Origin of the sequence: Stenotrophomonas sp. Marseille-Q5258 (assembly GCF_946900935.1) — a bacterium.
Classification (GTDB): domain Bacteria; phylum Pseudomonadota; class Gammaproteobacteria; order Xanthomonadales; family Xanthomonadaceae; genus Stenotrophomonas; species Stenotrophomonas nematodicola.
This window is the reverse complement of the sequence record NZ_CAMPPN010000033.1, coordinates 1-25,950: the sequence shown is the minus strand read 5'-3', so window position 1 is coordinate 25,950 and position 25,950 is coordinate 1. Positions and strand designations below refer to the sequence as shown.

Below are 25,950 nucleotides of genomic sequence, written 5' to 3'. Positions count from 1 at the left end.
GCGGCCGTACGGCCGCAGCGTCCCTCTCCCTTTCTTCCTGACCCGGAGGCTCGCGTCTGATGACCCCTCGCATGCGTAAGCAGGCTCTGTCCCTGCTGGCCCTGTCCCTGACTCTTCCCCTCGGGGCATGTGCCCAGTCGCCGTCCCCGACCGCGCCGGTCGCCGCGGCCCCGGCCGCGGCGCCGCGCGCGCCGGCCCCGCAGCTGGTCAGCGGACTGCCGGACTTCACCCACCTGGTCGAACAGGTCGGGCCCGGCGTGGTCAACGTCGAGACCACCATCGTGCGCAACAACCGCGCGGCCCGTGCGATGGGCCCCGGCGATGAGGACATGCCCGAATTCTTCCGCCGCTTCTTCGGTCCCGACTTCCAGATGCCCGGCCAGCCGGGCGGGCAGGGCGAGGCCCCCCGCGGGCGTGGCATGGGCTCGGGCTTCATCATCTCGGCCGACGGCTATGTGCTGACCAACTACCACGTGGTCGCCGATGCCAGTGAAGTGAAGGTCAAGCTGGGCGACCGCCGCGAGTTCACCGCCAAGGTGATCGGCAGCGACCAGCAGTACGATGTGGCCCTGCTCAAGATCGACGCGAGGAACCTGCCGACCGTGCGGGTGGGCGATTCCAATACGCTCAAGCCGGGTCAGTGGGTGGTTGCGATCGGCTCGCCGTTCGGCCTGGATCACTCGGTCACGGCCGGCGTGGTCAGCGCGGTCGGCCGCAGCACCGGCGGTCCGGACCAGCGCTACGTGCCGTTCATCCAGACCGACGTGGCGATCAACCAGGGCAATTCGGGCGGCCCGCTGCTCAACACCCGCGGTGAAGTGGTCGGCATCAACTCGCAGATCTTCTCCGCCTCGGGCGGCTACATGGGCATCAGCTTCGCGATCCCGATCGACCTGGCGATGGGCGCGGTCGAGCAGATCAAGACCTCCGGCCGGGTGAGCCGTGGCCAGCTGGGGGCCGTGGTCGAGCCGATCGACGGATTGAAGGCCCAGGGCCTGGGCCTGCCCGACAGCCGTGGCGCGCTGGTCAACCAGATCGTGCCCGGCAGTGCGGCGGCCAAGGCCGGCGTGGAAATCGGCGACGTCATCCGCTCCGTCAACGGCAGCATGGTCAATGCCTGGTCGGATCTGCCGCCGGCGATCGGTGCGCTGCCGCCGGGCAGCAAGGTGCGCCTGGGCGTCGTGCGCGATGGCAAGGAGCGCGAGCTCACCGCCACCCTGACCGAACTGGCCGAGGACGCCGAGCGCGCCAGCAGCCGTCCGGCGACGGCCGACGGGGCCACGCCGCAGACCGGTGCCAACGCCCTGCTGGGCCTGGAGGTGATCGACCTGACCGCGGCCCAGCGCAAGCAGCTGGGCCTGGAGTCCGGTGAAGGCGTGCGCATCACCCGGGTGACCGGCCAGGCCGCGCGGGACGCGCAGCTGTCGCAGGGCATGGTGATCCTGCAGGTCGGGCGTACCCCGGTCGGCAGCGTGGCGGCACTGGATCGCCAGCTGTCGGGCTACAAGAAGGGTGACGTGGTGATGCTGCTGGTCCGCACCGGCGCCGGCAACAGCGCGTTCGTGGCGATCAAGACGGGGCAGTAACCCCCGCCACTGCTGCGTTTCCGGGCCCGCTTCGGCGGGCCCGGTCGTTTCTGGCCGGCATTGGCGACAATCGGACGTAGGCCCACGCGGGAGCCGGCCGGCCATGCGATAATGTGTCGTTATCCTGACGACGCGACGCGCCGCCGCCACCTATGTCCTCTGATTCGATGCGGAACATCCGCAACTTCTCCATCATCGCCCACGTCGACCACGGCAAGTCCACGCTGGCCGATCGCATCATCCAGCTTTGCGGTGGCCTCCAGGCCCGCGAGATGGAGGCGCAGGTGCTCGACTCCAATCCGATCGAGCGCGAGCGCGGCATCACCATCAAGGCCCAGTCGGTCTCGTTGCCGTATGTCGCCAAAGACGGCCAGACCTACCACCTGAACTTCATCGACACCCCCGGGCATGTCGACTTCTCCTATGAAGTCAGCCGCTCGCTGGCCGCCTGCGAAGGCGCGCTGCTGGTGGTCGATGCGGCCCAGGGCGTGGAAGCGCAGTCGGTGGCCAACTGCTACACCGCGGTGGAGCAGGGGCTGGAAGTGGTGCCGGTGATCAACAAGATCGACCTGCCTACGGCCGACATCGAGCGCGCCAAGGCCGAGATCGAGGCCGTGATCGGCATCGACGCCACCGATGCGGTGCCGGTCAGTGCCAAGACCGGCCTGAACGTGCAGGACGTGCTGGAGGCGATCGTGCATCGCATTCCGCCGCCGGTGCCGCGCGATACCGACAAGCTGCAGGCGCTGATCATCGACTCGTGGTTCGACAACTACCTGGGCGTGGTCTCGCTGGTGCGTGTGATGCAGGGCCAGATCAAGGCCGGCGACAAGCTGCAGGTGATGTCCACCGGCCGCAACCACCAGGTCGACAACGTCGGCGTGTTCACGCCCAAGCGCAAGGTGCTGCCAGCCCTGCGCGCCGGTGAAGTGGGCTGGGTCACCGCCAGCATCAAAGATGTCCACGGCGCGCCGGTCGGCGACACCCTGACCCTGGCGGCCGATCCGGCGCCCAAGCCGCTGCCGGGCTTCCAGGAAATGCAGCCGCGCGTGTTCGCCGGCCTGTTCCCGGTGGATGCCGAAGACTACCCGGACCTGCGCGAAGCGCTGGACAAGCTGCGCCTGAACGACGCCGCGCTGCGGTTCGAGCCGGAAAGCTCCGAGGCGATGGGCTTCGGCTTCCGCTGCGGCTTCCTCGGCATGCTGCACATGGAAATCGTGCAGGAGCGCCTCGAGCGCGAGTACAACCTGGACCTGATCAGCACCGCGCCGACCGTGGTCTATGAAGTGCTCAAGACCGACGGCTCGATCATCAACATGGACAACCCGGCCAAGCTGCCGCCGGTGAACCAGGTCGAGGAAATCCGCGAGCCGATCATCCGTGCCAACGTGCTCACGCCCGAGGAGTACATCGGCAACATCATCAAGCTGTGCGAAGAAAAGCGTGGCAGCCAGATCGGCATCAACTACCTCGGCAGCCAGGTGCAGATCAGCTACGAGCTGCCGATGGCCGAAGTGGTGCTCGACTTCTTCGACAAGCTCAAGTCGGTCAGCCGCGGGTACGCCTCGCTGGACTACCACTTCGTGCGTTTCGACGCCGGTCCGTTCGTCCGTGTGGACGTGCTGATCAATGGCGACAAGGTCGATGCGCTGTCGCTGATCGTGCACCGCAGCCATGCCGACCGCCGCGGCCGCGAGCTGTGCGAGAAGATGAAGGACCTGATCCCCCGACAGATGTTCGACGTGGCCATCCAGGCCGCCGTGGGCTCGCAGATCATCTCCCGCACCACGGTCAAAGCCATGCGCAAGAACGTTCTGGCCAAGTGCTATGGTGGCGACGTTTCGCGCAAGAAGAAGCTGTTGGAGAAGCAGAAGGAAGGCAAGAAGCGCATGAAGCAGGTGGGCCGCGTGGAGATCCCGCAGGAAGCCTTCCTGGCCGTGCTGCAGATGGACAAGTAAGGCACCCGATCCCAAGGACACCGCATGAAATTGTTTGAAATCCTCCTGGTCGTACTGACGCTGGCCTCCGGGCTGATCCTGCTGGCCGACAAGCTGTACTTCGCCAGGCGCCGTGCCGCGCGTGCCGGCCTGCTGGATTCCGAACCGGTGCTGGTCGACTACTCCCGGGCGTTCTTCCCGGTGCTGGCGATCGTGCTGGTGGTGCGCAGCTTCATCGCCGAGCCGTACAAGATTCCGTCCAGCTCGATGATGCCCAACCTGCTGATCGGCGATTTCATCCTGGTCAACAAGTTCTCCTACGGTCTGCGCCTGCCGCTGAACAACGCCAAGATCGTTCCGCTGGGCGAGCCCAAGCGTGGCGACGTGGTGGTGTTCCACTTCCCGGGCCATTCCGACGCCGACCCGGCCAAGGGCGAGAACTTCATCAAGCGCGTCATCGGCGTGCCGGGGGACGAGGTCGCCTTCCAGGGCGATGGGCTGATCCTCAATGGCGAGCCGGTCAAGTACGACAACAAGGGCATCTACGCGGGCCACCTCGGCCAGGGCGACGGCAGCACGCTGCTGGTGGAGCACCTGCCGGGCCGTACCCACACCGTGCTGGAGACCGACTACCCGCGTGGCCAGGGTCAGTGGACCGTGCCGGCCGGCAAGTACCTGGTCATGGGCGACAACCGCGACAACAGCGACGATGGCCGCTTCTGGGGCCTGCTGCCGGAGGAAAATCTCCGGGGCAAGGCGTTCCTGATCTGGCTGAACTGCTCGGGCTGGTTCTGCAAGGACGGCTTCGAGCCGTCGCGGATCGGCTCGACCATCAACTGATCCATCACACCGGCGTATCTGGGGAGAACGCAATGAAGACGATGAACACGCAGCGTGGCATGACCCTGACCTCGTTCCTGGTCGTCCTGATCGTGGTTGCCTTCGGCCTGTACATCGGCATGAAGCTGTTCCCGATGTACCAGGAGTACTACTCGGTGCGGTCGGCGATGAAGAGCCTGGCCAAGGAGCCGGGGGTGGGCAACATGGAGCCCGGGCGTGTCCAGGACCTGTTCTTCAAGCGTCTGTACATCAACTACTCCGAGAACGTGAAGCCGGCCAACGTCACATTCGATCGCATCGATGGCGGCTGGAACATGAAGGTCAACTACGAAGTGCGCCGGGCAATGATCGGCAACCTCGACGTGGTGGGCCGGTTTGATACCAACCAGGAATTGACCCGTAGCGGTGCCGAATAAACCTTTCCAACGCGGTGACCTGATCGGTCACCCCTTCCGCGATCCGGGTCTGCTGCAGCAGGCCCTGACGCATCGCAGTGCCGGTACGCCCAACAATGAGCGGCTGGAGTTCCTTGGCGACAGCATCGTCAACATGATGGTGGCCCAGGCGCTTTACGAGCGGTGGCCCAAGGCCGACGAGGGTGCGTTGACCCGTGCCCGGGCCGAGCTGGTGCGCGAAGGCGCGCTGGCGGTCATCGCCCGCACCCTGCAGCTGGGCGACCGGCTGACGCTGGGACCCGGCGAGATGAAGTCCGGCGGCCAACGCCGGGACTCGATCCTGGCCGACGCGCTGGAGGCGGTGGTCGCGGCGATCTACCTGGACGCCGGCTTTGCCGCCTGCCAGACCGTGGTGCTGCCCTGGTTCAGCCCCTCGATGGAGGCGCTGCCGGCCACGGGCAAGCCGGAGAAAGACCCCAAGACGCGCCTGCAGGAATGGCTGCAGGCCCGACAGAAGGCGCTCCCCCAGTACGAACTGGTGTCAGAATCGGGTGACGATCACGCCAAGACATTCCGGGTACGCTGCGGCGTAACCGATCCTGCCGTCAGCACCGAAGGCGAAGGTGCCTCGCGACGGCTGGCCGAACAACAGGCGGCCGCCGCCGCCCTCGAGCAACTGGATTCCAAGTGAGCGAAGCAACCCCCCATCGTAGCGGCAGCGTGGCCGTCATCGGCCGCCCCAATGTCGGCAAATCCACTCTGACCAACGCCCTGGTCGGCGCCAAGGTCAGCATCGTGTCCAACCGGCCGCAGACCACGCGCCACCGGCTGCTCGGCATCGCCAGTTATCCGGAAGGGCAGCTGGTGCTGGTCGACACGCCCGGGCTGCACAAGGTGCAGAAGCGCGCCATGAACCGGGTGATGAACCGGGCGGCGCGCGGCTCGCTGGAAGGTGTCGACGCCGGGCTGCTGGTGATCGAGGCCGGCCGCTGGGACGAGGAAGACACCCTGGCCTTCAACGTTCTCAGCGATGCGGGCGTGCCGGTGGTGCTGGTGGTCAACAAGATCGACCGCCTCAAGGACAAGGGCGCGTTGCTGCCGTTCCTGCAGGAAGTGACCGCCGGCCGCAGCTTTGCCGCCGTGCATCCGATTTCCGCGCAGAAGCGCAACGGCTTGGACGCGCTGGTGCGCGACGTGCTGAAGCTGCTGCCCGAAGCCCCGCCGATGTTCGGCGAGGACGAGATCACCGACCGCAGCCAGCGGTTCCTGGCCGGTGAGCTGGTCCGCGAGCAGCTGATGCGCCAGCTGGGCGAAGAGCTGCCGTACGCCACCACGGTGGAGATCGAGCGCTTTGTCGAAGACGGCAACCTGCTGCGCATCGGTGCGGTGATCTGGGTCGAGCGCGAAGGCCAGAAGGCGATCGTGATCGGCAAGGGCGGTACCCGCCTGAAGGATATCGGTGCCAAGGCCCGCATGCAGATGGAACGTCTGTTCGGTGCCAAGGTGTTCCTGGAAACCTGGGTGCGCGTGCGCGAGGGCTGGTCCGACGACGAAGCCGCGCTGAAGGCCTTCGGCTACGAATGAACCGCCCCGGGCGCGCGCAGCGGCGCGGCGTCCGTCGTGTCCCGGCGTGCGCCGCGGTGGGACCCCACCGGCCGGCGCCGGTCGGGAGGTAGGCCGTGCGCATCGAGGATGAACCCGCCTTCGTTCTGCACGCCCGCCCGTGGCGGGAGACCAGCCTGCTGGTGGAAGTGCTGACCGAGCAGCATGGTCGCATCGGCCTGCTCGCGCGGGGCGTGTCCAGTGCCCGCAGCCAGCCGTTGCGGGCGGCCCTGCAGCCCCTGCAATGGATCCGGCTGACCGCGGTACAGCGCGGCGAACTGGCGCAGCTTCGCGGTGCCGAGGCACTCGACGCCGCACCGCGGCTGTTGGGCGTTGCGATGCTCGCCGGCTTCTACATCAATGAACTGCTGCTGCGGCTGGCACCCCGCCAGGACCCGCTGCCCGACCTGTACGACGCCTATGCCGTGGTGCGCCAGCGGCTGCGCGACGGCGACCCCCTGGCATGGACCCTGCGCCGCTTCGAACGGGATCTGCTGGATGCGCTCGGGGTGGGGTTCGACCTGAGCCATGACGGCGATGGCGAGCCGCTCGATCCCGCTGCCCGCTACGAACTCGACCCGGGCGATGGCCCGCGCCGTCTGCTCAGTGACCGGGGCGCCGACCAGCGACGCGGGGCGGCCACCGGCAGCGCGCTGCTCGCGCTGGGCGCTGACCGTCTGCCCGGCGCGGAGGACCTGGCCAGCCTGCGCCGCAGCATGCGCACGGTGCTGCTGCACCACCTCGGGGGCCGCGGCCTGAAATCCTGGGAAATGCTCGACGACCTGTCACGCCGGCGCTAGCGCCGGGCACTGAGACTCAATGCAGCAGGGCTTCCACCGCCGCGCGGAACTGGGTCTGTGCGCCGCCGGATTCCGGTGCCTGGTGCAGCTGGCGTACCGCCCGGGCCAGGCGCGCGGCGCCGACGAAGCCGCAACTGGCCTGCAACCGGTGCAACTGCCCGCGGAGGGCCCGTACATCCTGCTGCAGCAAGGCCTGCGCGACGGCGTCGCGCACCCCGGGCAATTCGGCCAGGAACAGTTCGCGCAGGGCGATGAGATGGTTGCGCTGCCCATTCAGGGCTGCCAGGGCGGTGGTTTCATCCCAGTCCTGGCGCTCGTTCTCGGTGCTGCTCCCGGGACCGGCCGCCATGCCGCCGGGGCTGTTGACCAGCGCGCGGCGCACCGCCTTGAGCAGCTGTTCGCGGGTCAGGGGCTTGATCAGGGTCTCGCTGAAGCCGGCCTCGCGCAGCCGGGCATGGATGCCGCTGTCGCCATCGGCGGTATGCGCCAGCGCCGGGGTGTCCGGCCGCGAACGGCGCAGGGCCTGCAGCAGCTCGGTGCCGTTGCCGTCGGGCAGGTTGACGTCGATCAGCCACAGGTCATGGCCGCCGCCGTTGGCGCGGTCCATTGCGCTGGCCAGCGAATCGGCGGTATCGACCTCGGCGGGCAGGGTCTCCAGCGCAGCCTTGAAGAAGCCGCGGCTGATGGTGTCGTCCTCGACGAGCAGGAATCGGGGCATGGGATCCCGCGGGGTCATCTGCATTGGGGCTGCCTCCATGTCAGCTGTGTCCCATATTAAACACGTCCGGGGCCGCTGCAAACGGTTTCCGAGCAGGGCAATGCCTCCATCTGCGACAATACGCACCCTTTTTGCCCGCAGCCTGTTGCCACGTGGCCCGAACCCGCTCCCGCCTCGACCGTACGCCCTTCCAGACCGACATCCTCGACCTCAGCCACGATGGCCGTGGCGTGGCCCGCCGTGATGGCGAGGGTGGCAAGGTCACCTTCATCACCGGCGCGCTGCCGGGCGAAGTGGTGACCGCCGAACCGACCGCCCGCAACCGCCACTTTGACGAGGCGCGCACGCTGGAGGTGGTGACCGCCTCGCCGCAGCGGGTGACGCCGCGCTGCCCGCATTTCGGCGTCTGCGCCGGCTGCGTGCTGCAGCACCTGGAGGAATCGCAGCAGATCGTGGCCAAGCAGCGGGTGCTGATGGACAACTTGACCCGTATCGGCCACGTCACCCCGGGTACCGTGCTGCCGCCGCTGGTCGGCGACAGTTGGGGCTACCGCCGCAAGGGCCGGTTCTCGGTGCGTCGGGTCGAGAAGAAGGACAAGACCCTGGTCGGCTTCCGCGAGCAGGACCCGCGCTTCGTCGCCGATCTGTCGCAGTGCCTGACCGTGATCCCGGAGATCGGCAGCAAGGTCGGCGCGATGGCCACCTTCATCGAGACCCTGGACGGCAAGCGCGATATTCCGCAGATCGAGTTCATCGCCGGCGACGACGCGATCATGCTGACCATCCGCCACATGCAGCCGCTCAGCGACGCCGATCGTGCGGCGTGGACCGCCTTCGGGCAGGAACACGGCTTTGCGATCTCGCTGCAGCCCGGCGGCGTGGAATCGGTGCAGCCGCTGTGGCCGGCCGAGGTGCCGCTGTCGTTCAAGCTCGCGCCGTGGGATGTCGAGCTGGCCTTCCGGCCGCTGGACTTCATCCAGGTCAATGCATCGCTCAACGTGAAGATGATCGCGCTGGCGCTGGAACTGCTCGACGCCGGCCCGGACGAGCGGGTGCTCGATCTGTTCTGTGGCCTGGGCAACTTCACCCTGCCGCTGGCGCGTACCGTGCGTGAAGTGGTCGGCGTGGAAGGTGATCCGGGACTGGTCGCGCGTGCACGGGAAAACGCCGAGCGCAATGGCCTGTCCAACGCCCAGTTCCACGCCGCGGACCTGACCCAGGACCAGCGCCAGACGCCGTGGATGCGCCAGGGCTTCGACAAGCTGCTGCTGGACCCGCCGCGCTCGGGGGCCATCGAAGTGCTGCAGCAGCTGCCGCTGAAGCAGTTCAAGCGCATCGTCTACGTCAGCTGCCATCCCGGCTCGCTGGCGCGCGATGCGGGCTATCTGGTCAACGAACAGGGCTTCACCCTGGTCTCGGCCGGCGCAATGGACATGTTCCCGCACACCGCGCACGTGGAGAGCATCGCGGTGTTCGAGAAGCGCTGACGCCCGTTCGCCGGCCGCGTCCGCTACTGCGCCGTGGCCGGTGCGTTGTGCCACTGTCCGTCCCCCCACACGAACGCCATCGGCTGGCGGCCGCGCTCGCTGGCGACGATGGCGTCGACCTCGCATTCGATCACCGGCGCGTCCTCGCCGATGTCGCACGCATGCACCGCGACCACGTCGGCCGTGCGCGCCGCCTGTGCCAGCTCGGCACGCGCGGCAGGGTCGGCCTCCTGCGCGGCGCGCGCGATGAACGTCTCGCGCAGCAGGACCTGCACACGCTCCTGCGGCGGCACCGGCACCGGGATCCGGCGCTGTTCGACAGGCATCGTCCAGCGCTGCTCCGTGTAGACGAAGCGCAACAGGCGATACACCGGCTCCGGACCCGCCTGGGCGGTCGTGATGCAGTCCGCCGTGGCCGCGGCGGCGCCGTCGAGCGGCATGCAGCTGGACAACCCCAGCAGGCGGGGACGAAACGCGTCGGCGACCATGCGGCTGCTGTCGGTGGCGGGGCGGTCGGCGATGGCGGCATCGAACAGCGCGTCCATCGCCGACTGGGCCTGCGTGAGCGTGGGGATGGCCGGCGTGGCAGCGCTGGCGGCCAGCGGGAGCAGCGCCAGGGAGGCGAGGGCGATGCGGCGCAGGGTGGGGCGATGGCGTGTCATCGTGGCTGGATCCTTGCAGGGGGCGCGCAGTGTAGGCGCCGCGCCGCCATACTGTGCGCATGGGCATTGAAATCGAACGCAAATTCCTCGTCACCGGCGACGGCTGGCGCACCGCCGCGCACGCGGTGATTCCGATGGCGCAGGGCTACATCAACGACGCCGCCGCGCTCGACAGTGGCGCGCAGAAGGCCTCGGTGCGTGTGCGCATCCAGGGCGCGCAGGCCTTCCTCAACCTGAAGTCGCGCGAGATCGGCCACACCCGGCAGGAGTTCGACTACCCGATTCCGGTGGACGATGCCCGCGCGCTGCTTGCGCTGTGCGTCGGCGGGCTGATCGACAAGCGCCGGCATCTGGTCGAACACGGCGGGCGGGTCTGGGAGGTCGATGAATTCCTCGGCGACAACGCCGGGCTGGTCGTGGCCGAGATCGAGCTGGAGCGCGCCGACCAGTCCATCGCCCTGCCGGCATGGGTGGGTGAGGAAGTCACCGACGACGTGCGCTACTACAACCTGGCGCTGGCCGCCCATCCCTTCAGCCGCTGGGACAGATAGCCGCGGGCGCGCGGCGGTGTCGCCGCTCGGGTTCAGCGCGAGCGTGAAGGGCCCGTCGGCGACGATCACGTCCAACGCGGCGCTTTGAGGCGCCGCTGCCCCCTTTTTTCCGCAGGCCGTCATCCCCATCTTGGCCGCATGAACATTGAGATCTGGTCCGACGTGGTGTGCCCCTGGTGCTGGATCGGTAAACACCGGTTCGAGCAGGGCCTGGCCCTTCTGGGCGACGAAGCGTCCGAGATCGAGGTGCGCTGGCGGCCGTTCCTGCTGGATCCGGACGCCGGCACCACTCCGGTGCCGCTGCGCGAGGCCTATCGGGCCAAATTCGGCAGTGCCGAGCGCACCGAGCAGATCCTGTCCCAGACCCAGACCACGGCGCGCGCCGAAGGCCTGCCGATGGACTTCGACCAGGGCCAGGTGCGGGTCACCACCCTGCCGGCGCATCGCCTGCTGTGGCTGGCGGGTCGTGAGGGCGTGCAGGCGGCGGTCGGCGAGGCGCTGTTCCGTGCGCATTTTGTTCACGGGCGGAATCTGGCCGATCCGCAGACGCTGATCGAGGCCGCCGCCGCCGGCGGAATCGCGGCCGACCGGGTGACGGCGCTGCTGGCCGGCGAGGAAGGGCTGGAGGAGATCCGGGCCCAGCTCGACCAGGCCCGTGCGGTGGGCATTCAGTCGGTGCCCACCTTTGTGATCAATGGCCGCTACGCCGTGCAGGGGGCCCAGCCGCCCGAGGCGTTTGCCCAGGCACTGCGGCAGATCGCGGCGGAAGGCGCCGCGGACGCGTCCTGACCGAGACGTGGTCACAGCCGCGCGGTCGTGGCCCACGGCGCGCGGGTTCTGCGACAATGCGGCGGTGCGCCATCGCGGCGCCCCGTATTGGAGATGACCCATGCTCGTGATCGGCGTCGCCGGGACCGAACTCACCGCCCAGGAGCGGCACTGGCTGCAGCATGACGCCGTGGCCGGTGTCATCCTGTTCAAGCGCAATTTCGCCTCGCGCGAGCAGGTTGCGGCGCTGTCGGCCGCGATCCGCGCCGCCGCCCCGCGCCCGGTGCTGATCTGCGTGGACCAGGAAGGCGGCCGCGTGCAGCGCTTCCGTGACGGCTACAGCGCGCTGCCGCCGCTGCAGGGCTTCGATGCGCAGTACGCCAGGGACCCCGAGGCCGCGCTGGCCCTGGCCGAGCAGCACGCCTGGCTGATGGCCAGCGAAGTGCGCGCCAGCGGCGTGGACCTGAGCTTTGCACCGGTGGTCGATTTGGGCCGGGGCAACCTGGCCATCGGCGACCGCGCCTTCAGCGCCGATCCGGACGTGGTCGCGGCCTTCACCCGCGCCTATGTGCGCGGCATGCACAGCGTGGGCATGGCGGCCACGCTCAAGCACTTCCCCGGCCACGGCACGGTCAAGGAAGACACCCACGTCGACGATGCCAGCGATCCGCGCACGCTCGATGAACTCCGTGCGCTGGACCTGGTGCCGTTCGTGGCCGGTATCGACGCCGGTGCCGACGCGGTGATGATGGCCCACGTGGTCTACCCGCAGGTGGCGCCGGAACCGGCCGGCTACTCGCCCCGCTGGATCGGCGAGATCCTGCGCGGCGAGATGGGCTTCCGCGGCGTGGTGTTCTCCGACGACATCGGCATGGCCGCGTCGTTCTCCGCCGGTGGCGTGAAGGCGCGCGTGGATGCGCATCTGGACGCCGGCTGCGACGTGGTGCTGGTCTGCCACCCCGAACTGGTGGAAGAATCGCTGCGCGCGGTCGAAGGCCGCACCCTCAATACCGCCGCGTTGCTGGGCCTGATCGGCCGCGGCGCGCTGGGCTGGGACGGCCTGTTGGCCGACACCCGCCACGGCACTACCCAATCCCGTTTGCTTGACACCCTTGGAAGAACCGTCTGATGCCCAACCTCACCATCCCCCAGGCCCTGGCCCAGGCCGACCTGCTGGTCGACCGCCCCACCATCGACAAGGCCATCGCCGGCATCGCTGACGCCATCGCGCGCGATTACAAGGGCGAAGTGCCGCTGTTCCTGTCGATCATGCATGGCGCCCTGCCGTTCGCCGGACAGCTTGCGCTGGAACTGGGTGCCCGCGGCCAGGACGTGCAGTTCGATTACCTGCATGCCACCCGCTACCGCGGTGAGACCACCGGCGGCGACCTGGTCTGGAAGCACAAGCCGGCCACCGCGCTGTTCGGCCGTCGCGTGCTGCTGGTCGACGACATCCTCGATGAGGGCTACACGCTGCAGGGCGTGCGCACCTGGTGCCTGGAACAGGGCGCGACCGACGTGCGCATCGCCGCGCTGACGGTCAAGCAGCACGACCGCGCGCTGCCGGACATCAAGGCCGACTACGCCGGCATCGACCTGCCGGACCGTTACGTGTTCGGCTTCGGCATGGACGTCAATGAGACGCTGCGCTGCGTGCCGGCCATCTACGCGATGAAGGAATGATGGAACACATCGCACTGGCCGTCATCGGCGGCACCGGCGTCTACAAACTGGCCCAGCTCGACGATGTCAGCAGCCACCAGGTCGAGACCCGCTACGGCACGCCGTCCGGCCCGATCCGGGTCGGCACGCTGCTCGGCCAGCGCGTGGCGTTCCTGGCCCGCCACGGCGAAGGCCACTCGCTGCCGCCGCACAAGATCAATTACCGCGCCAATCTCGCTGCGCTGCAGCAGATCGGCGCGACGCGCGTGCTCGCACTCAATACTGTTGGCGGCATCACCGATGCGTTCGGACCGCGCGTGCTGGCCTGTCCGGACCAGTTGATCGACTACACGTGGGGTCGCATCTCCACGCTGTGTGAAGAGCCGGGCAGCGAGGTGCTGCACGTGGACTTCGGGCATCCGTACACGCCGATGCTGCGCAGCAAGGTATTGGCCGCAGCCAAGGTCACCGGCGTGCGTCTGCAGGATGGCGGATGCTACGGCGCCACGCAGGGGCCGCGCCTGGAAACCAATGCGGAGATCGCCCGCATGCGTCGCGATGGCTGCGATCTGGTCGGCATGACCGGCATGCCCGAAGCCAGCCTGGCGCGCGAGCTCGGTCTGGACTATGCCTGCCTGGCGATCGTGGCCAACTGGGCGGCCGGGTGTGGTGATGGCGACGAAATCACGATGGCCGAAGTACTGGCCAACGTCGATGCCGCGTCGGCGGGTTTGCCGGAACTGATCGGTGAATTGGCGCGGGGGTGATTGTCATTGCGGAACAAGCTTTGCATACTCCGGCAGTGCGCTGGTTGAGCGTACACCACCCATTCATTGAAGAAGGTCTCGCATTACCATGCCGAACGGTACCGTCAAGTGGTTCAACGACGCCAAGGGATTTGGCTTTATCTCGCCGGAGGACGGCAGCGCCGACGTCTTCGCGCACTTCTCCGCGATCAACGCCAAGGGCTTCCGCAGCCTGCAGGAAGGCCAGCGTGTCACGTACGACGTGACCCAGGGCCCGAAGGGCGCCCAGGCTTCGAACATTGTGCCGGCTGAGTGATTCTCTCGGTTGAGCATTGAAAACCCCGCTTCGGCGGGGTTTTTTTTGCGCACGATGTGAACTTGATCACGCTCATAGGGAACATGACATGACGCAGCCGCGTACGGTGGCGATCATCGGCTACGGCACCGCCGGTCAGGCATTGTCGATTCTGCTTTCACGCGATCATCACGTGGTGCACGTGTTCGAGCGTGCGAAAGCGCCCGGCCCCGTCGGGGCCGGCTTCCTGCTGCAACCCAGCGGCCTGGACGTGCTGTGGCAGATGGCGTTGTTGCCGCAGGTGCTGCGACATGGCGCGCCGGTGCAGCGGCTGTACGGGGAAACGCCCTGCGGGCGCGCGGTGATGGACATGCGCTACGCCGCGCTGGACGCGCATCTGCATGGCGTGGGCATGCAGCGCGGTGCGTTGTTCACAGTGTTGGCGCAGGCCTGGGAGCACGCGGGCAACCTGCAGGCCGATACCGCGATCGTCGAGGTGGACAGTGACAAGGGGCGCGTGCGTGATGCACGCGGACAGTGGCACGGGCCCTACGATGTGGTGATCGCCGCCGATGGCGCCGCCTCCACGCTGCGCGCGCAGGTGGCGGGTGCGCGGCACGATCGCGAGTACCCGTGGGGGGCACTGTGGTGCCTGCTGCCGCGCGGTGACTGGCCGCATGTCGACGAACTGCGCCAGCGCTACCTGATGGCGCGCAGGATGATCGGCCTGCTGCCCGTGGGAACGCGGCCCGGCGATGACACGCCACGGCTGAGCTTCTTCTGGAGTCTGCCGCGTGATCGCTTCGCGCACTGGGAACGCGATGGCATGGCGCGCTGGCTGGACGATGTCGCTGCGCTCTGGCCGGCGGCACACGGGTTGCTGCAGGACGTAGCGCCGGAGGCGCTGGCCCGCGCGAGTTATCGCGACACGCGCATGCGGCAGTGGCATCGCGGGCGGCTGGTGCTGGCCGGCGACGCGGCGCATGCGATGAGCCCGCAGCTGGGGCAGGGGGTGAACATGGCGCTGCTGGATGCGATGGCGCTGCGCGATGCGCTGCGGGCGCACCCCGATCTGACGGCCGCATTGCAGGCGTACCAGCAGCGGCGACGCGCGCATGTGGCGATCTATCACTACTGGAGCCACTGGCTGACGCCGCTGTTCCAGTCCGAACGCGACACGCTGGCGCGTGCCCGCGACGTGTTCTTCGGGCCGATGGGGCGCGTACCTGGCGGGCGCGGGCACATGCTGCGCGTGCTCAGTGGCACGCAGCATGGCTGGATGGGGCGCCTGCCGTTGTCGCCCGGGTTCGTGACGGCAATGCGCGAATACCGTGCTGCACGGTGATACCCGCGTCAGGCGCTGAATGCGCGCGCGTGAAGGCGGATCTGCATTGCGTTGACGGTGAAATCACCGTCGACATGAGACAACGGCAGCGCAGACGCAGCGTGCGTGTGCGCCTGGCGCCACCCGACCCGGATATGCCTTGCACCACGGATCGTTCCGTGCCGGTGCGCCTGCGCCCCAGGTCCCGTGTGGACCGCCATCCCAAGGAGATTGACATGTTGTTCTCGGCCGACACTCTCGAAAGCGAACTCAGCAAACTGCGCGGTCTGTTGCAGATGCTGCACGAGGATCAGCCGGATGTGATGGAAGACGTGTTCGAATTCCATGTCACCAGCCTCATCACCCATACCGCAGCGGAGCATCATCCGCACATCCGCCAGGCGGCCCGCGACATGCTGGTGGCGATCCAGCAGCAGCCGGTCCGCGCCGTGTCCCGCACGCCGGAGATCCTGTTGATGCCGGATACGCTGGTCCCGGCCATGTGAATCGCACCGCGTTCGGCCGCCGTCCGGCGGCTAGCGCGGCGGCAGCGCGATGGCCTCGTCCTCGACGCACGCCACCAGCCGCTCCCCATTGGCCAGCACCGGCGCGATGCCGGCGGTGAACCGCGAGAAGGCCGGCAGTATCGTGAGGTCTTCGCGCAGCCAGAATGCCGGCCAGCGCCGCTGCATGCCCGGCAGCCGTGCCAGTGGATGCAGGTGACCGCACAGTACGTGCAGGCGCGCATGCGGGCGCGGGTCGTGGCGCAGCAGGAACGGCCCTTCCTGCACGCTCTCACCCAGCAGTTCGATGCCGAGGTCCGCTTTGGGCAGCGCACGGTCGTGGTTGCCGGCCAGTGCGCCGATCTGCAGCGACGGGTGCTGCTCACGCCATCCCTGCCACTGCCGGTACCACGCGGCGCGATGCGCCACACCGTGCAGTACATCGCCCAGAATCCACAGCGTGTCCACGCGCTGCTGCTGCAGCAGGTGGGTCAGGCGTGCGAGATCATCGCCCGTGCCGCCGCTGGGCAGGCCGATGCCGGCGCGCCGGAACAGGTCGGCCTTGCCCAAGTGCAGGTCGGCGATCAACATCGCGCTGCGCGTCGGCCAGTAGAGCGCACGCGCACCCAGCAGGTGCAGCGTCTCGCCGGCGAGCGTCAGCGACAGGTCATTGCCCATGCCGTTTCTCCAGTTGCTGTGCCGCGCGTAGCACGCGGGTTTTCCAGTCTTCGTTGCTGAGCTGGCCGCGCATGCGCTCGGCCCAGAGCGGGAACGAGAATGGCCCGAGGCTGCCCAACGCCTGCACATGCAGCGCGCGCGCCTGACAGCGCTGCAGTGCGGCGGCCAGAGCGCCGAGGTCGAGCTGACTGTGCAGCACCTCGTGTTCGGCGAGCGTCAGCAGGATGTGATCCGGATCGTGCTGGCGCAGCACGTCGTACAGCAGGCCGCTGGACGCCTGCAACTGACGCAGGCTGCGCGGCGTGCGGCCCGGCAACGCAGGCACCAACATGCCGGAGACGCGCGCGATATCGCGGAACTGACGGCGTGCCAGCTCGCCAAGGTTGAGGCTGTCGCGCAGGTCCTCGAACAGGCTGTCAGGCTGCAGCAGCCGGCGTATCAGCGCCGGTTCCACCGCAACCGCATGCGCCGGCGCCAGCACGAAGCCGTAGTCGTTGGCGGCATAGGCGAAGGTGTTGGTCTGCAGGCGCGTCCAGCGCATCGCAATCAACGCGGCGATGCCTTCGTTGACCTGACGGCCCGCGAACGGATACACGAACAGGTACTGGCCCTCGCGGCGGAGCAGTGTTTCCACCAGCAGGCGTGAGGAGCCGGGCAGCACGGACAGGCGCGCCTGCAACTGCAGCAACGGCGCCAGCCAGCGCAGTTCGGCGCTCTCGCCGGGCGTCTCCAGTACCGCTTCCATCTCGCGGCCCAATGCATCGGACAGTGGCAACCGGCCGCCCTGCCAGCGCGGCACTACGCCCTCGCCGCCACGGGCCAGCCGCACATACGCGGTCATCTGCTCCAGCCGGACCAGTTCCAGCAGGCGCCCGGCAAACTGGAAGCGGTCCCCGGGTCGCAGCCGTCCCACGAACTGCTCTTCCACCGCGCCCAGCCGGCCGCCGCGCAGGAACTGGACCGTTACGCTGCCGTCGCTGGTGATGGTGCCGATCGACAGGCGGTGACGCAGCGCCACGCGGCGGTCGTGGACGCGGTACACGCCATCATCGTCACGAACGACGCGGTGGAAGTCCGGGTACTGCGCCAGCGCACGGCCCCCCTGCACGATGAAGGCCAGCACGTCTTCCCACTGCGTCATCTCCAGGCTGGCGAACGCGTGCGTGCGTCGCACCTGCGCGAACAGCGCATCGGCGTCGAAACCGCCGCCTAGCGCGCAGCTCACGCAGTGCTGGGCCAACACGTCCAGCGACAACTGCAGCGGACGTCGTGCTTCGATCACGCCCTCGGCCAGCGCGCGTCGCGCTGCCGCATACTCCACCAGCTCCAGCGCATGCGAGGGGACGCAGATGATGTGTCCGGATTCACCGGGACGATGACGCGCCCGGCCGGCACGCTGCAGCAGGCGCGCGATGCCTTTGGGGCTGCCGACCTGCAGCACCTGGTCCACAGCGGGGAAGTCCACGCCGAGATCCAGGCTGGACGTGGCGACCACGCAGCGCAGGCGACCTTCGCGCAGTCCCTCCTCGGCATCGCGCCGCAGCGCAGGGTCCAGCGAACCGTGGTGCAGTGCCAGGGTCGCCAGCTCCTCCGGCCATACCGCCGTCAATGCCTGGTGCCACAGTTCCGCCTGCGCGCGGGTGTTGGTGAACAGCAGGCTGCTGCGTGCCGACAGCAGCCGCTCCAGCACGCGCTGCAGCTGTGACAGGCCCAGATGCCCCGCCCACGGAAAGCGTTCGCCGTGCGCCGGCAGCAGCGTTTCCAGCGTCATCGGACGGGGGCGGGCGCCTGACACCTGTGGCGCGTCGGGCTGGTCGGGCAGCAGCACCTGGCGCGCTTCGTCGAGGTTGCCGAGCGTGGCCGACAGCCCCCACACCTGCAGCGCCGGCAGCGCATCGCGCAGGCGACGCAGGTTCAACTGCAGCAGCACGCCCCGCTTGTTGCCAAGCAGCTCGTGCCACTCGTCGACCACCACGCAGCGCAGCTGCTGCAGGCGCGCCATCGTATCGGGATAGCTCAACAGCAGTGCCAGCGATTCGGGCGTGGTGACCAGTACATCCACGCGCCCCTCGCGCGCCAGACGCTTGTCGCGCGCGCTGGCATCGCCGGTACGCAGGCCCACCTGCCAGTCCAGGCCCAGTGCGGACAACGGCTCGCGCAGCGCACGCGCGGTGTCGGCGGCGAGTGCGCGCAGCGGGGTGATCCACAGGACCTGCAGGGCCGGCACCCGCCTGCCGCCGCGGCCCGCAATGCGCGGCGGCGGATCGGACAGCGCCTGCAGCAGGGGGCCGCCGAACATTGCCAGGGTTTTGCCGCTGCCGGTGGGCGTGTGCAGCAGCCCCGACGCGCCGGCCAGGTAGTGACGCCACATGGTTTTCTGGAACGGCAGCGGTGCCCAGCCGCGGCTGGCGAACCACGCCACCAGGCGTGCCATCGCCTCGCGCCGCGTCACCGTGCCAGCGCCTGCAGCTGGGCCAGCGTGTCTGCTTCGCTGGCCGGCTTGTCCTGCCGCCAGCGCAGGATGCGCGGAAAACGCACCGCGATGCCGGACTTGTGCCGGCTGCTGCGGTTGACGCCTTCGAAGCCGAGTTCGAACACCTGTTCGCCACGCACACTGCGCACCGGCCCGAAGCGTTCGAGCGTGTTGGCGCGGATCCAGCGGTCCAGCGCCAGGATTTCCGTGTCGTCCAGGCCCGAGTACGCCTTGGCTACCGGTACCAGCCTGTCACCGTCCCACACGCCGAAGGTGTAATCGGTGTACAGCGTGCTGCGTCGGCCGTGGCCGGACTGCGCGTAGATCATCACCGCATCGACGGTGAGCGGGTCGACCTTCCATTTCCACCAGTCGCCGCGACGCCGTCCGCTCTGGTAGGGCGAGCTGCCGCGCTTGAGCATCAGTCCCTCGACGCCGCGCTCGCGCGCACCTGCCCGCAGGGCGGCGGCGGCGTGCCAGTCGTCGGGATGGAGCTGCGGGGAGAGCTGCAGCCGCGGATCGCCCAGGCTGTCGAGCACGGTCGCCAGCGCGGCGCGCCGCTGCGTCAGCGGCTGCAGCCGCAGGTCCTGCCCGTGCAGCTCCAGCAGGTCGTAGGCGAGCACGCGCACAGGTGTATCGCGCAGGGTCCTGGGGCCGGGCGCGCGGCGCTGGATGCGGGTCTGCAGCGCGGTGAACGGCAACGGCTGCGGATCGTCATCGCGCCAGGCAAGCAGTTCGCCATCGATCACGCAGCCGTCCGGCAACGCCATCGCGGCCGCCTCGATCTCCGGGAAGCGGCCATCCAGACGTTCCTCGCCGCGCGACCACAGCGCCACTTCGCCCTGGCGCCGCAGCAGCTGCAGGCGGATGCCATCCCACTTCCATTCCACGTTCCAGCCGCCGATGTCGCCCAGGCGGTCGGCGTCGCTTTCCAGCGGAGATGCGAGGAAAAACGGGTAAGGCTGCTGGCGGTCCTCCGGGCGTTCCTCCGGCGTCAGCAGGTCGGCCAGCAGGCCGGGCGAGGGTACCCACGCGCCGAGCATGCGCTGGGCGATGCGGGCAATGTCGATGCCGGATAGTTCCGCCAGCGCCTGCTGCACCAGCCGCTGCGACACGCCCACGCGCAGCGCGCCGGTCAGCAGCTTGTTGAATACCAGCCGCTCGTCGAACGCCAGGTCCCGCCACGCCTCCACCACTGTGGCGCGGCGGACCGGCTCGGCCTGGTTGGCGACCGGCAGCAGACGCTGCTCGATCCAGTCGGCGAGCGCCATGTCGGACGCGCGGTCGGCCGGATCGTCCAGCAGCAGGGTCAGCGTTTCGGCGAGGTCGCCGACCTGGTCGTAGCTGTCGTCAACCAGCCATGCGGGGGTGTCGGAGACGTCGGCGATCCACGCGCGCAGTTCGGCGCTGCCGGCGATCTTCTGCCGCGCGCTGGTGACCTTGCCACCGGACAGCAGGAACAGCGCCCATGCCGCGTCATGCGCTGGCGCGTCGCGGAAATAATCGACCAGCGCAGCGCGTTTGTCGCCGGTGGCGGTGCTGCGGTCCAGCGTGCGGTACAGCGCGGCGAAGCGTTTCATTCCTCGTCCCCGTAGCCGGTGGCGAAAGCTTCGGCGGCTACGCCCCGCTCGCGCAGGAAGCGGATCAGCGCATCGGTATTGCCGTGCGTGGCGATCACCCGACGCGCCCCGGTCTGCGCGATCGTACGCAGCAGGTCCGGCCAGTCGGCGTGATCGGACACCACAAAGCCGCGGTCGTAGTTGCGGCGCCGGCGGTTGCCGCGCAGGCGCATCCAGCCCGACGCAAAGCCCAGTTGCGCGCTCTTGAAACGCCGCATCCAGGCGCTGCCGGCGGCCGAGGGCGGCGCCAGCACCAGCTTGCCGGCAAGGTCGCTGCCGCGCGCCTGCTCACCGACGGTTTCCGTGGCGAGCATGGCAATGCCGGCCTCGCGGTACACCGCCACGCCGGCGGCGATCGCGCCGTGCAGCAGCGCCGGCTGCGTGTCCAGCGGCAGCAGCTCGGCCAGCACCCGCTGCGCTTTGCCCAGCGCGTAGCAGAGCAGCACGGCGGCTTCGCCGCGCGCTTCGCATTCCCTGCGCCAGGCCACGATGTCGGCGGCCACCTGCGGCGTGGGCGGCCAGCGGTACACCGGCAGTCCAAAGGTCGCCTCGGTGATGAACGTATCGCAGGGCACCACGTCGAACGGCGCGCAGGTGGGATCGGGTTGCCGCTTGTAGTCACCGGAGGCCACCCAGACCTGGGTGCCGTCGTCGATGCGCACCTGCGCCGACCCCAGCACGTGTCCGGCCGGATGCAGCGACACGTCCACATCGCCCAGGCGGAAGCGCGCGCCGTACGCATGCGCGTCCAGCGGCACTTCGCCGAGCCGCCAGCGCAGGATCGGCACACTGTCGGTGCTGCAGTGGTAGTGGCCCATGCCGCTGCGGGCATGGTCGCCGTGCCCGTGCGTGATCACCGCGCGCGGGACCGGGCGCCACGGGTCGATGTGGAAGTCACCGGCCGGGCAGTACAGGCCTTCCGGGCGCAGCACCACCAGGTCCGGTTTTGCAGAGGAGGACGTCATGCCTGCACTGTGCCGCCGCGTTCGTGCAGGAGGTGAGAATCCGGCTGAACGGACGCCTGCGCGTGGATGCGGCAGAATCGGGCGGTCCCCTGCCACGAGGCCCGCCACGATGCCCGAGCTGTCCGCCTTCGAGACCCATGCGGTGACCAACCAGCCGCCACCGTTCGGGGGCCGGCATCTGTGGGCCGACGATCTGGCCTTGGCCGAAGCGGTGCAGCGCGAGGGTGGCGCGGCGTTCGTGCCACGCCTGGCGGTATACGGCGGGCTGGCTGGCGACGCGCTGTACCGGCTGGGATTCGATGCCAATCGGGACCGTCCGCGTCTGCGTACCCACGATGCACAGGGCCATCGTATCGACACCGTCGAGTTCCATCCGGCCTACCACGCGCTGATGGAGGCGGCCAAATCGCACGGCGTGGCAGGCCTGTCCTGGCACGAGCCGGTGCCGGGTGCGCACGTCGCGCGCGCGGCGCTGAGCTATCTGCACCATCAGGCCGAAGCCGGCACCAGTTGCCCGCTGACCATGACCCATGCGGCGGTTGCGGTGCTGCGCCAGGACCCGCTGCTGGCCGAGTGGGCCGACAAGGCCGCGGCACCGCACTACGACCCGCGCGACGTGCCCATTGCCGACAAGGCCGGCATCACCCTCGGCATGGGCATGACCGAAAAGCAGGGCGGATCGGATGTGCGCGGCAATACCACCCGCGCCGAACCGCAGGCCGACGGCAGCTATGCCCTGGTCGGGCATAAATGGTTCTTTTCCGCGCCGATGTCCGATGGCTTCCTGGTGCTGGCACAGGCGCCGGGCGGGCTGACCTGTTTCCTGATGCCGCGGCGCCTGGCCGACGGCAACCGCAACGCGTTCCATCTGATGCGCCTGAAGGACAAGCTCGGAGACTGGGCCAACGCGTCCAGCGAGATCGAGCTGTGCGGTGCCTGGGCGCGGCGGGTGGGCGAGGAGGGGCGCGGGGTGGCCACCATCATCGGCATGGTGATGATGACGCGGCTGGACTGCATGCTCGGCGCCGCGGCGGAAATGCGCATGGCGCTGGCGCAGGCGCTGCACCACACGCGTCATCGCAGCAGTTTTGGCCGCCGTCTGTGCGACCACCCGCTGATGGCCAATGTGCTGGCCGACCTGGCGATCGAATCGGAGGCGGCCACCGTGTTCGCCCTGCGTGTTGCGCGCGCGGTCGACCTGGCGCCGCAGGATGCACAGGAGGCCGCCTTCGCCCGCATCGCCACAGCGGTGGGCAAGTACTGGGTGTGCAAGCGCGCGGCGGTGTTCGTCAACGAAGCGCAGGAATGCCTGGGCGGTGCGGGGTACGTCGAGGAATCGATCCTGCCGCGGCTGTACCGGCAGGCACCGTTGAATTCGATCTGGGAAGGCAGTGGCAACATCCAGTGCCTGGACGTGCTGCGCGCGCTGTCGCGCGAGGCGCAGGTGCTGCCGGTGCTGGAACAGGAACTGGGCAGAGTGGCCGGACGCGACACCATCTACGATGCGGCATGGCAGACGCTGCGTGCGCAGTTGGCGGCCGGCCCGGGTGAGGCGCAGGCGCGTCGCATCACCGAGCGGCTGGCGCTGCTGCTGCAGGCGGCGGTACTGCTGCGCGCCGACAGCCCGCTGGCGGCTGCCTTCATCCGCTCCCGGCTCGGTGCCGAGCACGGCATGGCATTCGGAACGCTGCCGTCGGATCTGGATTACGCTGCGGTCCTGGCCCGCGCGCTGCCCTGAGCCACCGTTCCAATGCAGCACGCCCCTCCGGAGAGGGGCGTGCGGATGACGACATCCTGCCGTGATGCGGCGGTGTGGCTCAGTGCTTGGCCTCGTCGGCGTTCTGCTTTGCCTCGTTGGCGACGTCGCGCGCCTTGTCGGCTACCTTCTGCGCGGCATCGGCGGTGGAATCGCTGGCATGCGCGGCAGCATCCCGGGCAGCGCTCTTGGCCTCGCCAGCGGCTTCGGAGGTCGCAGCGGCGGCCCGATCCAGTGCCTGCTGCGTATCGGCGGCGGCGCGGTCGGACGCGGCCGCGGCATCATCGGCCGCGCTGCGGGTGGCGGCGGCGGCCTTGTCGACGGCCTCGCGCGCGGCGGCGTTGGCGCTGTCGGCGGCCTGGGCCGCATCCTGGCGTGCCTGTTCGGCTTCCGGGCCCTTGCAGGCGGCCAGGGCCAGCAGCAGGGAGGCAGCCAGCAGGGAAGTGGTGATAGGACGGATGTTCATGGCGGTCTCCAGGACGGGAATCGTCGGGGAGGCCAGCCTATTCACGCCGGTGTGAAGGGCGGGTTGTGGCGGCCAAAGAAAAAGCCGCTGGCGAACCAGCGGCTTCTTCAGACTTGCTTGAAGAAAGAAGTGATTACTTCTTGGCTTCTTCAGCAGCGTCCTTGGCCTGCTCGGCGGTGCCTTCGGCAGCCTTGGCAGCGTCAGCAGCCTGGGCGGCAGCAGCGTCGGTGGCAGCGCCAGCAGCGGCAGCAGCGGCATCGGCCGAAGCGTCAGCAGCGGTGGTGGCGGTGTCGGCAGCAGCCTGGGCAGCGTCGGCAGCCGGGGCGCCAGCAGCAGCGGCCTGGTCGGCAGCGACCTGGGCGTCAGCGGCGGCTTCGTTGGCCGAAGCAGCAGCGTCAGCAGCCTGTTCCTGCTTGGAGCAGGCGGTCAGAGCCAGGCCCAGGGCCATCGCGATCAGCAGCTTGTTGATGCTCATTAGTGTGAATCCTCGTCGTTAGATTAGGCAACGCGCTATTGCGCGCCCGGCAACATGATGACAAGCCACGATTGGCTGTCAAGCGATCGCGCATTCATTTTTGAGAAATGCGCGTTAAACCAAATCAAATCAATTCGATAGCGATGGCGGTTGCTTCGCCGCCGCCAATGCAGAGAGTCGCAATGCCGCGCTGGGCCCCACGCTTGCGCAAGGCGTTCACCAGGGTCACCACCAGCCGCGCGCCCGAAGCACCGATCGGATGGCCCAGCGCGCACGCGCCACCATTCACGTTGACCTTGTCGTGCGGAATACCCAGTTCGAGCATGGGCGCCATTGCCACGACGGCAAACGCTTCGTTGATCTCGAACAGGTCGACCTGGTCCAGCGTCCAGCCGGTCTTCTCCAGCAGTGTGCGCAGCGCGCCGATCGGCGCGGTGGTGAACCATTCCGGTTCCTGGGAGTGGGTGGCGTGGCCGACGATGCGGGCCAGCGGCTGCACGCCGCGTGCGCGGGCGTCGTCCTCGGACAGCAGCACCACGGCGGCGGCGCCGTCGGAAATGCTGGACGAACTGGCGGCCGTCACCGTGCCATCCTTCTTGAAGGCCGGGCGCAGGGTGGGAATCTTGGCGATGTCCGAACGGCTGGGCTGTTCGTCCTGGGCCACGCTGACCTCGCCCTTGCGGGTGGTCACAGTGACCGCGACGATCTCATCGTCGAACGCGCCATTGGCCTGCGCGGCCTGCGCGCGGCGCACCGACTCGATCGCATAGGCGTCCTGGGCTTCGCGGCTGACCTGGTACTTGTCCACCGCACACTCGGCGAACTCGCCCATCGCCTTGCCGTCGTAGGCGTTGACCAGACCGTCGTGGGCCATGTGGTCCACCGCCTGGAAGTTGCCGAAGCGGTTGCCGGTACGGGAATTGGGCAGCATGTGCGGGGCGTTGGACATCGACTCCATGCCGCCGGCGACCACGATGCTGGCCGACCCGGCCTTGATCAGGTCATGGCCCAGCATGATGGCCTTCATACCCGAGCCGCATACCTTGTTCAGGGTGGTGGCGCCGGTGGACAGCGGCAGCCCGGCGGCGATGGCGGCCTGGCGGGCCGGCGCCTGGCCGAGGTTGGCCGGCAGTACGCAGCCCATGATCACTTCGGAGACATCCGCCGCCGGGACACCGGACTGTTCCAGGGCCGCGGCGATCGCGGTGGCGCCCAGGGTGGGCGTGGGAACGCCGTTGAACTGGCCGAGGAAGGAACCGATGGCAGTGCGCTTGGCGGCGGCGATGACGATGTTGGACATGGCAATCTCGTTGGTGCGTGAGCGATATTCGGAATGGGACGGCGGGCATTGGATGCCGGCGCGAATCCCGTCAGACTGCGTGGGGGTCGGCCCAGTATAGAGGGTCGGCATTGACCGCCGGTGTCTGCCCGGATGGCAGGATGCCGGTCATTGCGTATCGAACGTGGGGAGCGGGGATGAAACAGATCGTGGCAGTGAGGACAGGGCTGGCGGGCGCATTGGCCGTGGCGCTGAGTGCCTGTGGCTGTCTTTTTTACACATCTGACCGCGCCGACCAAAACCACATGGAACATATTGGGCGTTCTGGCAGCCTCAAAACAAATAACAAGCAACACTATCCTC

General features: G+C 68.6%; 26 protein-coding genes. 17 read left to right on the top strand and 9 right to left on the bottom strand.

The annotated features are described in order from the left end of the window. The first annotated feature begins 59 nt into the window (after window positions 1-59). The 7 genes from OC534_RS17345 (at window position 60) to recO (ending at window position 7,160) form a co-directional block, all read left to right on the top strand. Complete coding sequence (locus OC534_RS17345) at window positions 60-1,586, top strand: DegQ family serine endoprotease (RefSeq protein ID WP_262072262.1); 1,527 nt, start codon at window positions 60-62, stop codon at window positions 1,584-1,586. 167 nt (window positions 1,587-1,753) lie between these two features. Then, a complete protein-coding gene (gene lepA / locus OC534_RS17340) occupies window positions 1,754-3,544 on the top strand; it encodes a translation elongation factor 4 (RefSeq protein WP_017356783.1) in 1,791 nt (596 codons plus the stop codon). Between the two features lie 24 nt (window positions 3,545-3,568). Further along, window positions 3,569-4,363 carry a signal peptidase I gene (lepB, locus tag OC534_RS17335; protein WP_017356784.1) on the top strand — a complete coding sequence of 265 codons (795 nt, stop codon included), beginning with the start codon at window positions 3,569-3,571 and terminating at the stop codon, window positions 4,361-4,363. Between the two features lie 32 nt (window positions 4,364-4,395). Beyond that, the gene (locus tag OC534_RS17330; RefSeq protein WP_017356785.1) at window positions 4,396-4,779 is read left to right on the top strand and encodes a DUF4845 domain-containing protein; all 384 of its coding nucleotides are present in this window, start codon (window positions 4,396-4,398) and stop codon (window positions 4,777-4,779) included. After that, complete coding sequence (rnc, locus tag OC534_RS17325; protein ID WP_017356786.1) at window positions 4,769-5,449, top strand: ribonuclease III; 681 nt, start codon at window positions 4,769-4,771, stop codon at window positions 5,447-5,449. Before OC534_RS17330 ends, rnc begins: the two co-directional genes overlap by 11 nt. Next, window positions 5,446-6,342: a GTPase Era gene (gene era, locus OC534_RS17320; RefSeq protein WP_136003123.1), complete on the top strand. Its 897-nt coding sequence runs from the start codon at window positions 5,446-5,448 to the stop codon at window positions 6,340-6,342. The genes rnc and era overlap by 4 nt, the downstream gene beginning before the upstream one ends. 95 nt (window positions 6,343-6,437) lie before the next feature. Further along, entirely contained in the window at window positions 6,438-7,160 is a 723-nt protein-coding gene (gene recO / locus OC534_RS17315) for a DNA repair protein RecO (RefSeq protein ID WP_262072261.1), read from the top strand. Window positions 7,161-7,176: 16 nt separating this feature from the next. On the opposite strand, the gene OC534_RS17310 is transcribed toward recO, so the two are convergent. Continuing rightward, on the bottom strand, window positions 7,177-7,902 hold the full coding sequence (locus OC534_RS17310; RefSeq protein WP_136003125.1) for a response regulator: 726 nt from the start codon (window positions 7,900-7,902) through the stop codon (window positions 7,177-7,179). Between the two features lie 128 nt (window positions 7,903-8,030). Between OC534_RS17310 and rlmD the strand changes: the two genes are divergently transcribed. Beyond that, entirely contained in the window at window positions 8,031-9,365 is a 1,335-nt protein-coding gene (rlmD, locus tag OC534_RS17305; protein WP_136003126.1) for a 23S rRNA (uracil(1939)-C(5))-methyltransferase RlmD, read from the top strand. A 23-nt stretch (window positions 9,366-9,388) separates the two neighbouring features. Here the strand turns inward: rlmD and OC534_RS17300 are convergent, their stop codons facing one another. Continuing rightward, entirely contained in the window at window positions 9,389-10,027 is a 639-nt protein-coding gene (locus OC534_RS17300) for a hypothetical protein (protein ID WP_262072260.1), read from the bottom strand. Between the two features lie 59 nt (window positions 10,028-10,086). Between OC534_RS17300 and OC534_RS17295 the strand changes: the two genes are divergently transcribed. The 8 genes from OC534_RS17295 to OC534_RS17260 all read left to right on the top strand — a co-directional run bounded on the left by OC534_RS17295 (window position 10,087) and on the right by OC534_RS17260 (window position 15,879). Next, window positions 10,087-10,578 carry a CYTH domain-containing protein gene (locus OC534_RS17295; RefSeq protein ID WP_017357283.1) on the top strand — a complete coding sequence of 164 codons (492 nt, stop codon included), beginning with the start codon at window positions 10,087-10,089 and terminating at the stop codon, window positions 10,576-10,578. 138 nt (window positions 10,579-10,716) lie between these two features. Then, window positions 10,717-11,367 (top strand): DsbA family oxidoreductase, encoded by a 651-nt coding sequence (locus OC534_RS17290; protein ID WP_262072259.1) that lies wholly within the window; start codon window positions 10,717-10,719, stop codon window positions 11,365-11,367. Between the two features lie 100 nt (window positions 11,368-11,467). Beyond that, complete coding sequence (gene nagZ, locus OC534_RS17285; RefSeq protein WP_153165220.1) at window positions 11,468-12,475, top strand: beta-N-acetylhexosaminidase; 1,008 nt, start codon at window positions 11,468-11,470, stop codon at window positions 12,473-12,475. Continuing rightward, complete coding sequence (locus OC534_RS17280; RefSeq protein ID WP_017357286.1) at window positions 12,475-13,029, top strand: hypoxanthine-guanine phosphoribosyltransferase; 555 nt, start codon at window positions 12,475-12,477, stop codon at window positions 13,027-13,029. The genes nagZ and OC534_RS17280 overlap by 1 nt, the downstream gene beginning before the upstream one ends. Next, complete coding sequence (locus OC534_RS17275; protein WP_026070968.1) at window positions 13,029-13,775, top strand: S-methyl-5'-thioinosine phosphorylase; 747 nt, start codon at window positions 13,029-13,031, stop codon at window positions 13,773-13,775. Before OC534_RS17280 ends, OC534_RS17275 begins: the two co-directional genes overlap by 1 nt. Before the next feature lie 88 nt (window positions 13,776-13,863). After that, a complete protein-coding gene (locus OC534_RS17270) occupies window positions 13,864-14,070 on the top strand; it encodes a cold-shock protein (protein ID WP_017357288.1) in 207 nt (68 codons plus the stop codon). 88 nt (window positions 14,071-14,158) lie between these two features. Beyond that, window positions 14,159-15,394, top strand: a complete 1,236-nt coding sequence (locus tag OC534_RS17265) for an NAD(P)/FAD-dependent oxidoreductase (protein WP_262072258.1) — start codon at window positions 14,159-14,161, stop codon at window positions 15,392-15,394. A gap of 29 nt (window positions 15,395-15,423) precedes the next feature. After that, a complete protein-coding gene (locus tag OC534_RS17260; protein WP_243746279.1) occupies window positions 15,424-15,879 on the top strand; it encodes a hypothetical protein in 456 nt (151 codons plus the stop codon). Between the two features lie 30 nt (window positions 15,880-15,909). Here OC534_RS17260 and pdeM read toward each other — a convergent pair whose 3' ends face one another. The 4 genes from pdeM to OC534_RS17240 are packed head-to-tail and all read right to left on the bottom strand — an operon-like array spanning window position 15,910 to window position 21,611. Continuing rightward, on the bottom strand, window positions 15,910-16,554 hold the full coding sequence (gene pdeM, locus OC534_RS17255) for a ligase-associated DNA damage response endonuclease PdeM (protein WP_153165218.1): 645 nt from the start codon (window positions 16,552-16,554) through the stop codon (window positions 15,910-15,912). After that, window positions 16,544-18,988 (bottom strand): ligase-associated DNA damage response DEXH box helicase, encoded by a 2,445-nt coding sequence (locus tag OC534_RS17250; RefSeq protein ID WP_262072272.1) that lies wholly within the window; start codon window positions 18,986-18,988, stop codon window positions 16,544-16,546. The genes pdeM and OC534_RS17250 overlap by 11 nt, the downstream gene beginning before the upstream one ends. Before the next feature lie 14 nt (window positions 18,989-19,002). Continuing rightward, the gene (locus OC534_RS17245) at window positions 19,003-20,607 is read right to left on the bottom strand and encodes an ATP-dependent DNA ligase (RefSeq protein WP_166473313.1); all 1,605 of its coding nucleotides are present in this window, start codon (window positions 20,605-20,607) and stop codon (window positions 19,003-19,005) included. Next, on the bottom strand, window positions 20,604-21,611 hold the full coding sequence (locus OC534_RS17240; RefSeq protein ID WP_017357467.1) for a ligase-associated DNA damage response exonuclease: 1,008 nt from the start codon (window positions 21,609-21,611) through the stop codon (window positions 20,604-20,606). Before OC534_RS17240 ends, OC534_RS17245 begins: the two co-directional genes overlap by 4 nt. A gap of 109 nt (window positions 21,612-21,720) precedes the next feature. On the opposite strand from OC534_RS17240, the gene OC534_RS17235 reads away from it, so the two are divergent. Beyond that, a complete protein-coding gene (locus OC534_RS17235; protein WP_136003132.1) occupies window positions 21,721-23,349 on the top strand; it encodes an acyl-CoA dehydrogenase family protein in 1,629 nt (542 codons plus the stop codon). A 79-nt stretch (window positions 23,350-23,428) separates the two neighbouring features. Here OC534_RS17235 and OC534_RS17230 read toward each other — a convergent pair whose 3' ends face one another. The 3 genes from OC534_RS17230 to OC534_RS17220 all read right to left on the bottom strand — a co-directional run bounded on the left by OC534_RS17230 (window position 23,429) and on the right by OC534_RS17220 (window position 25,608). After that, complete coding sequence (locus OC534_RS17230) at window positions 23,429-23,833, bottom strand: hypothetical protein (protein WP_136003133.1); 405 nt, start codon at window positions 23,831-23,833, stop codon at window positions 23,429-23,431. A gap of 133 nt (window positions 23,834-23,966) precedes the next feature. Next, complete coding sequence (locus tag OC534_RS17225; RefSeq protein ID WP_136003134.1) at window positions 23,967-24,308, bottom strand: hypothetical protein; 342 nt, start codon at window positions 24,306-24,308, stop codon at window positions 23,967-23,969. A gap of 124 nt (window positions 24,309-24,432) precedes the next feature. Then, window positions 24,433-25,608, bottom strand: coding sequence for an acetyl-CoA C-acyltransferase (locus tag OC534_RS17220; RefSeq protein WP_017356163.1), 1,176 nt, complete (start codon window positions 25,606-25,608; stop codon window positions 24,433-24,435). Window positions 25,609-25,950: the final 342 nt, after the last annotated feature.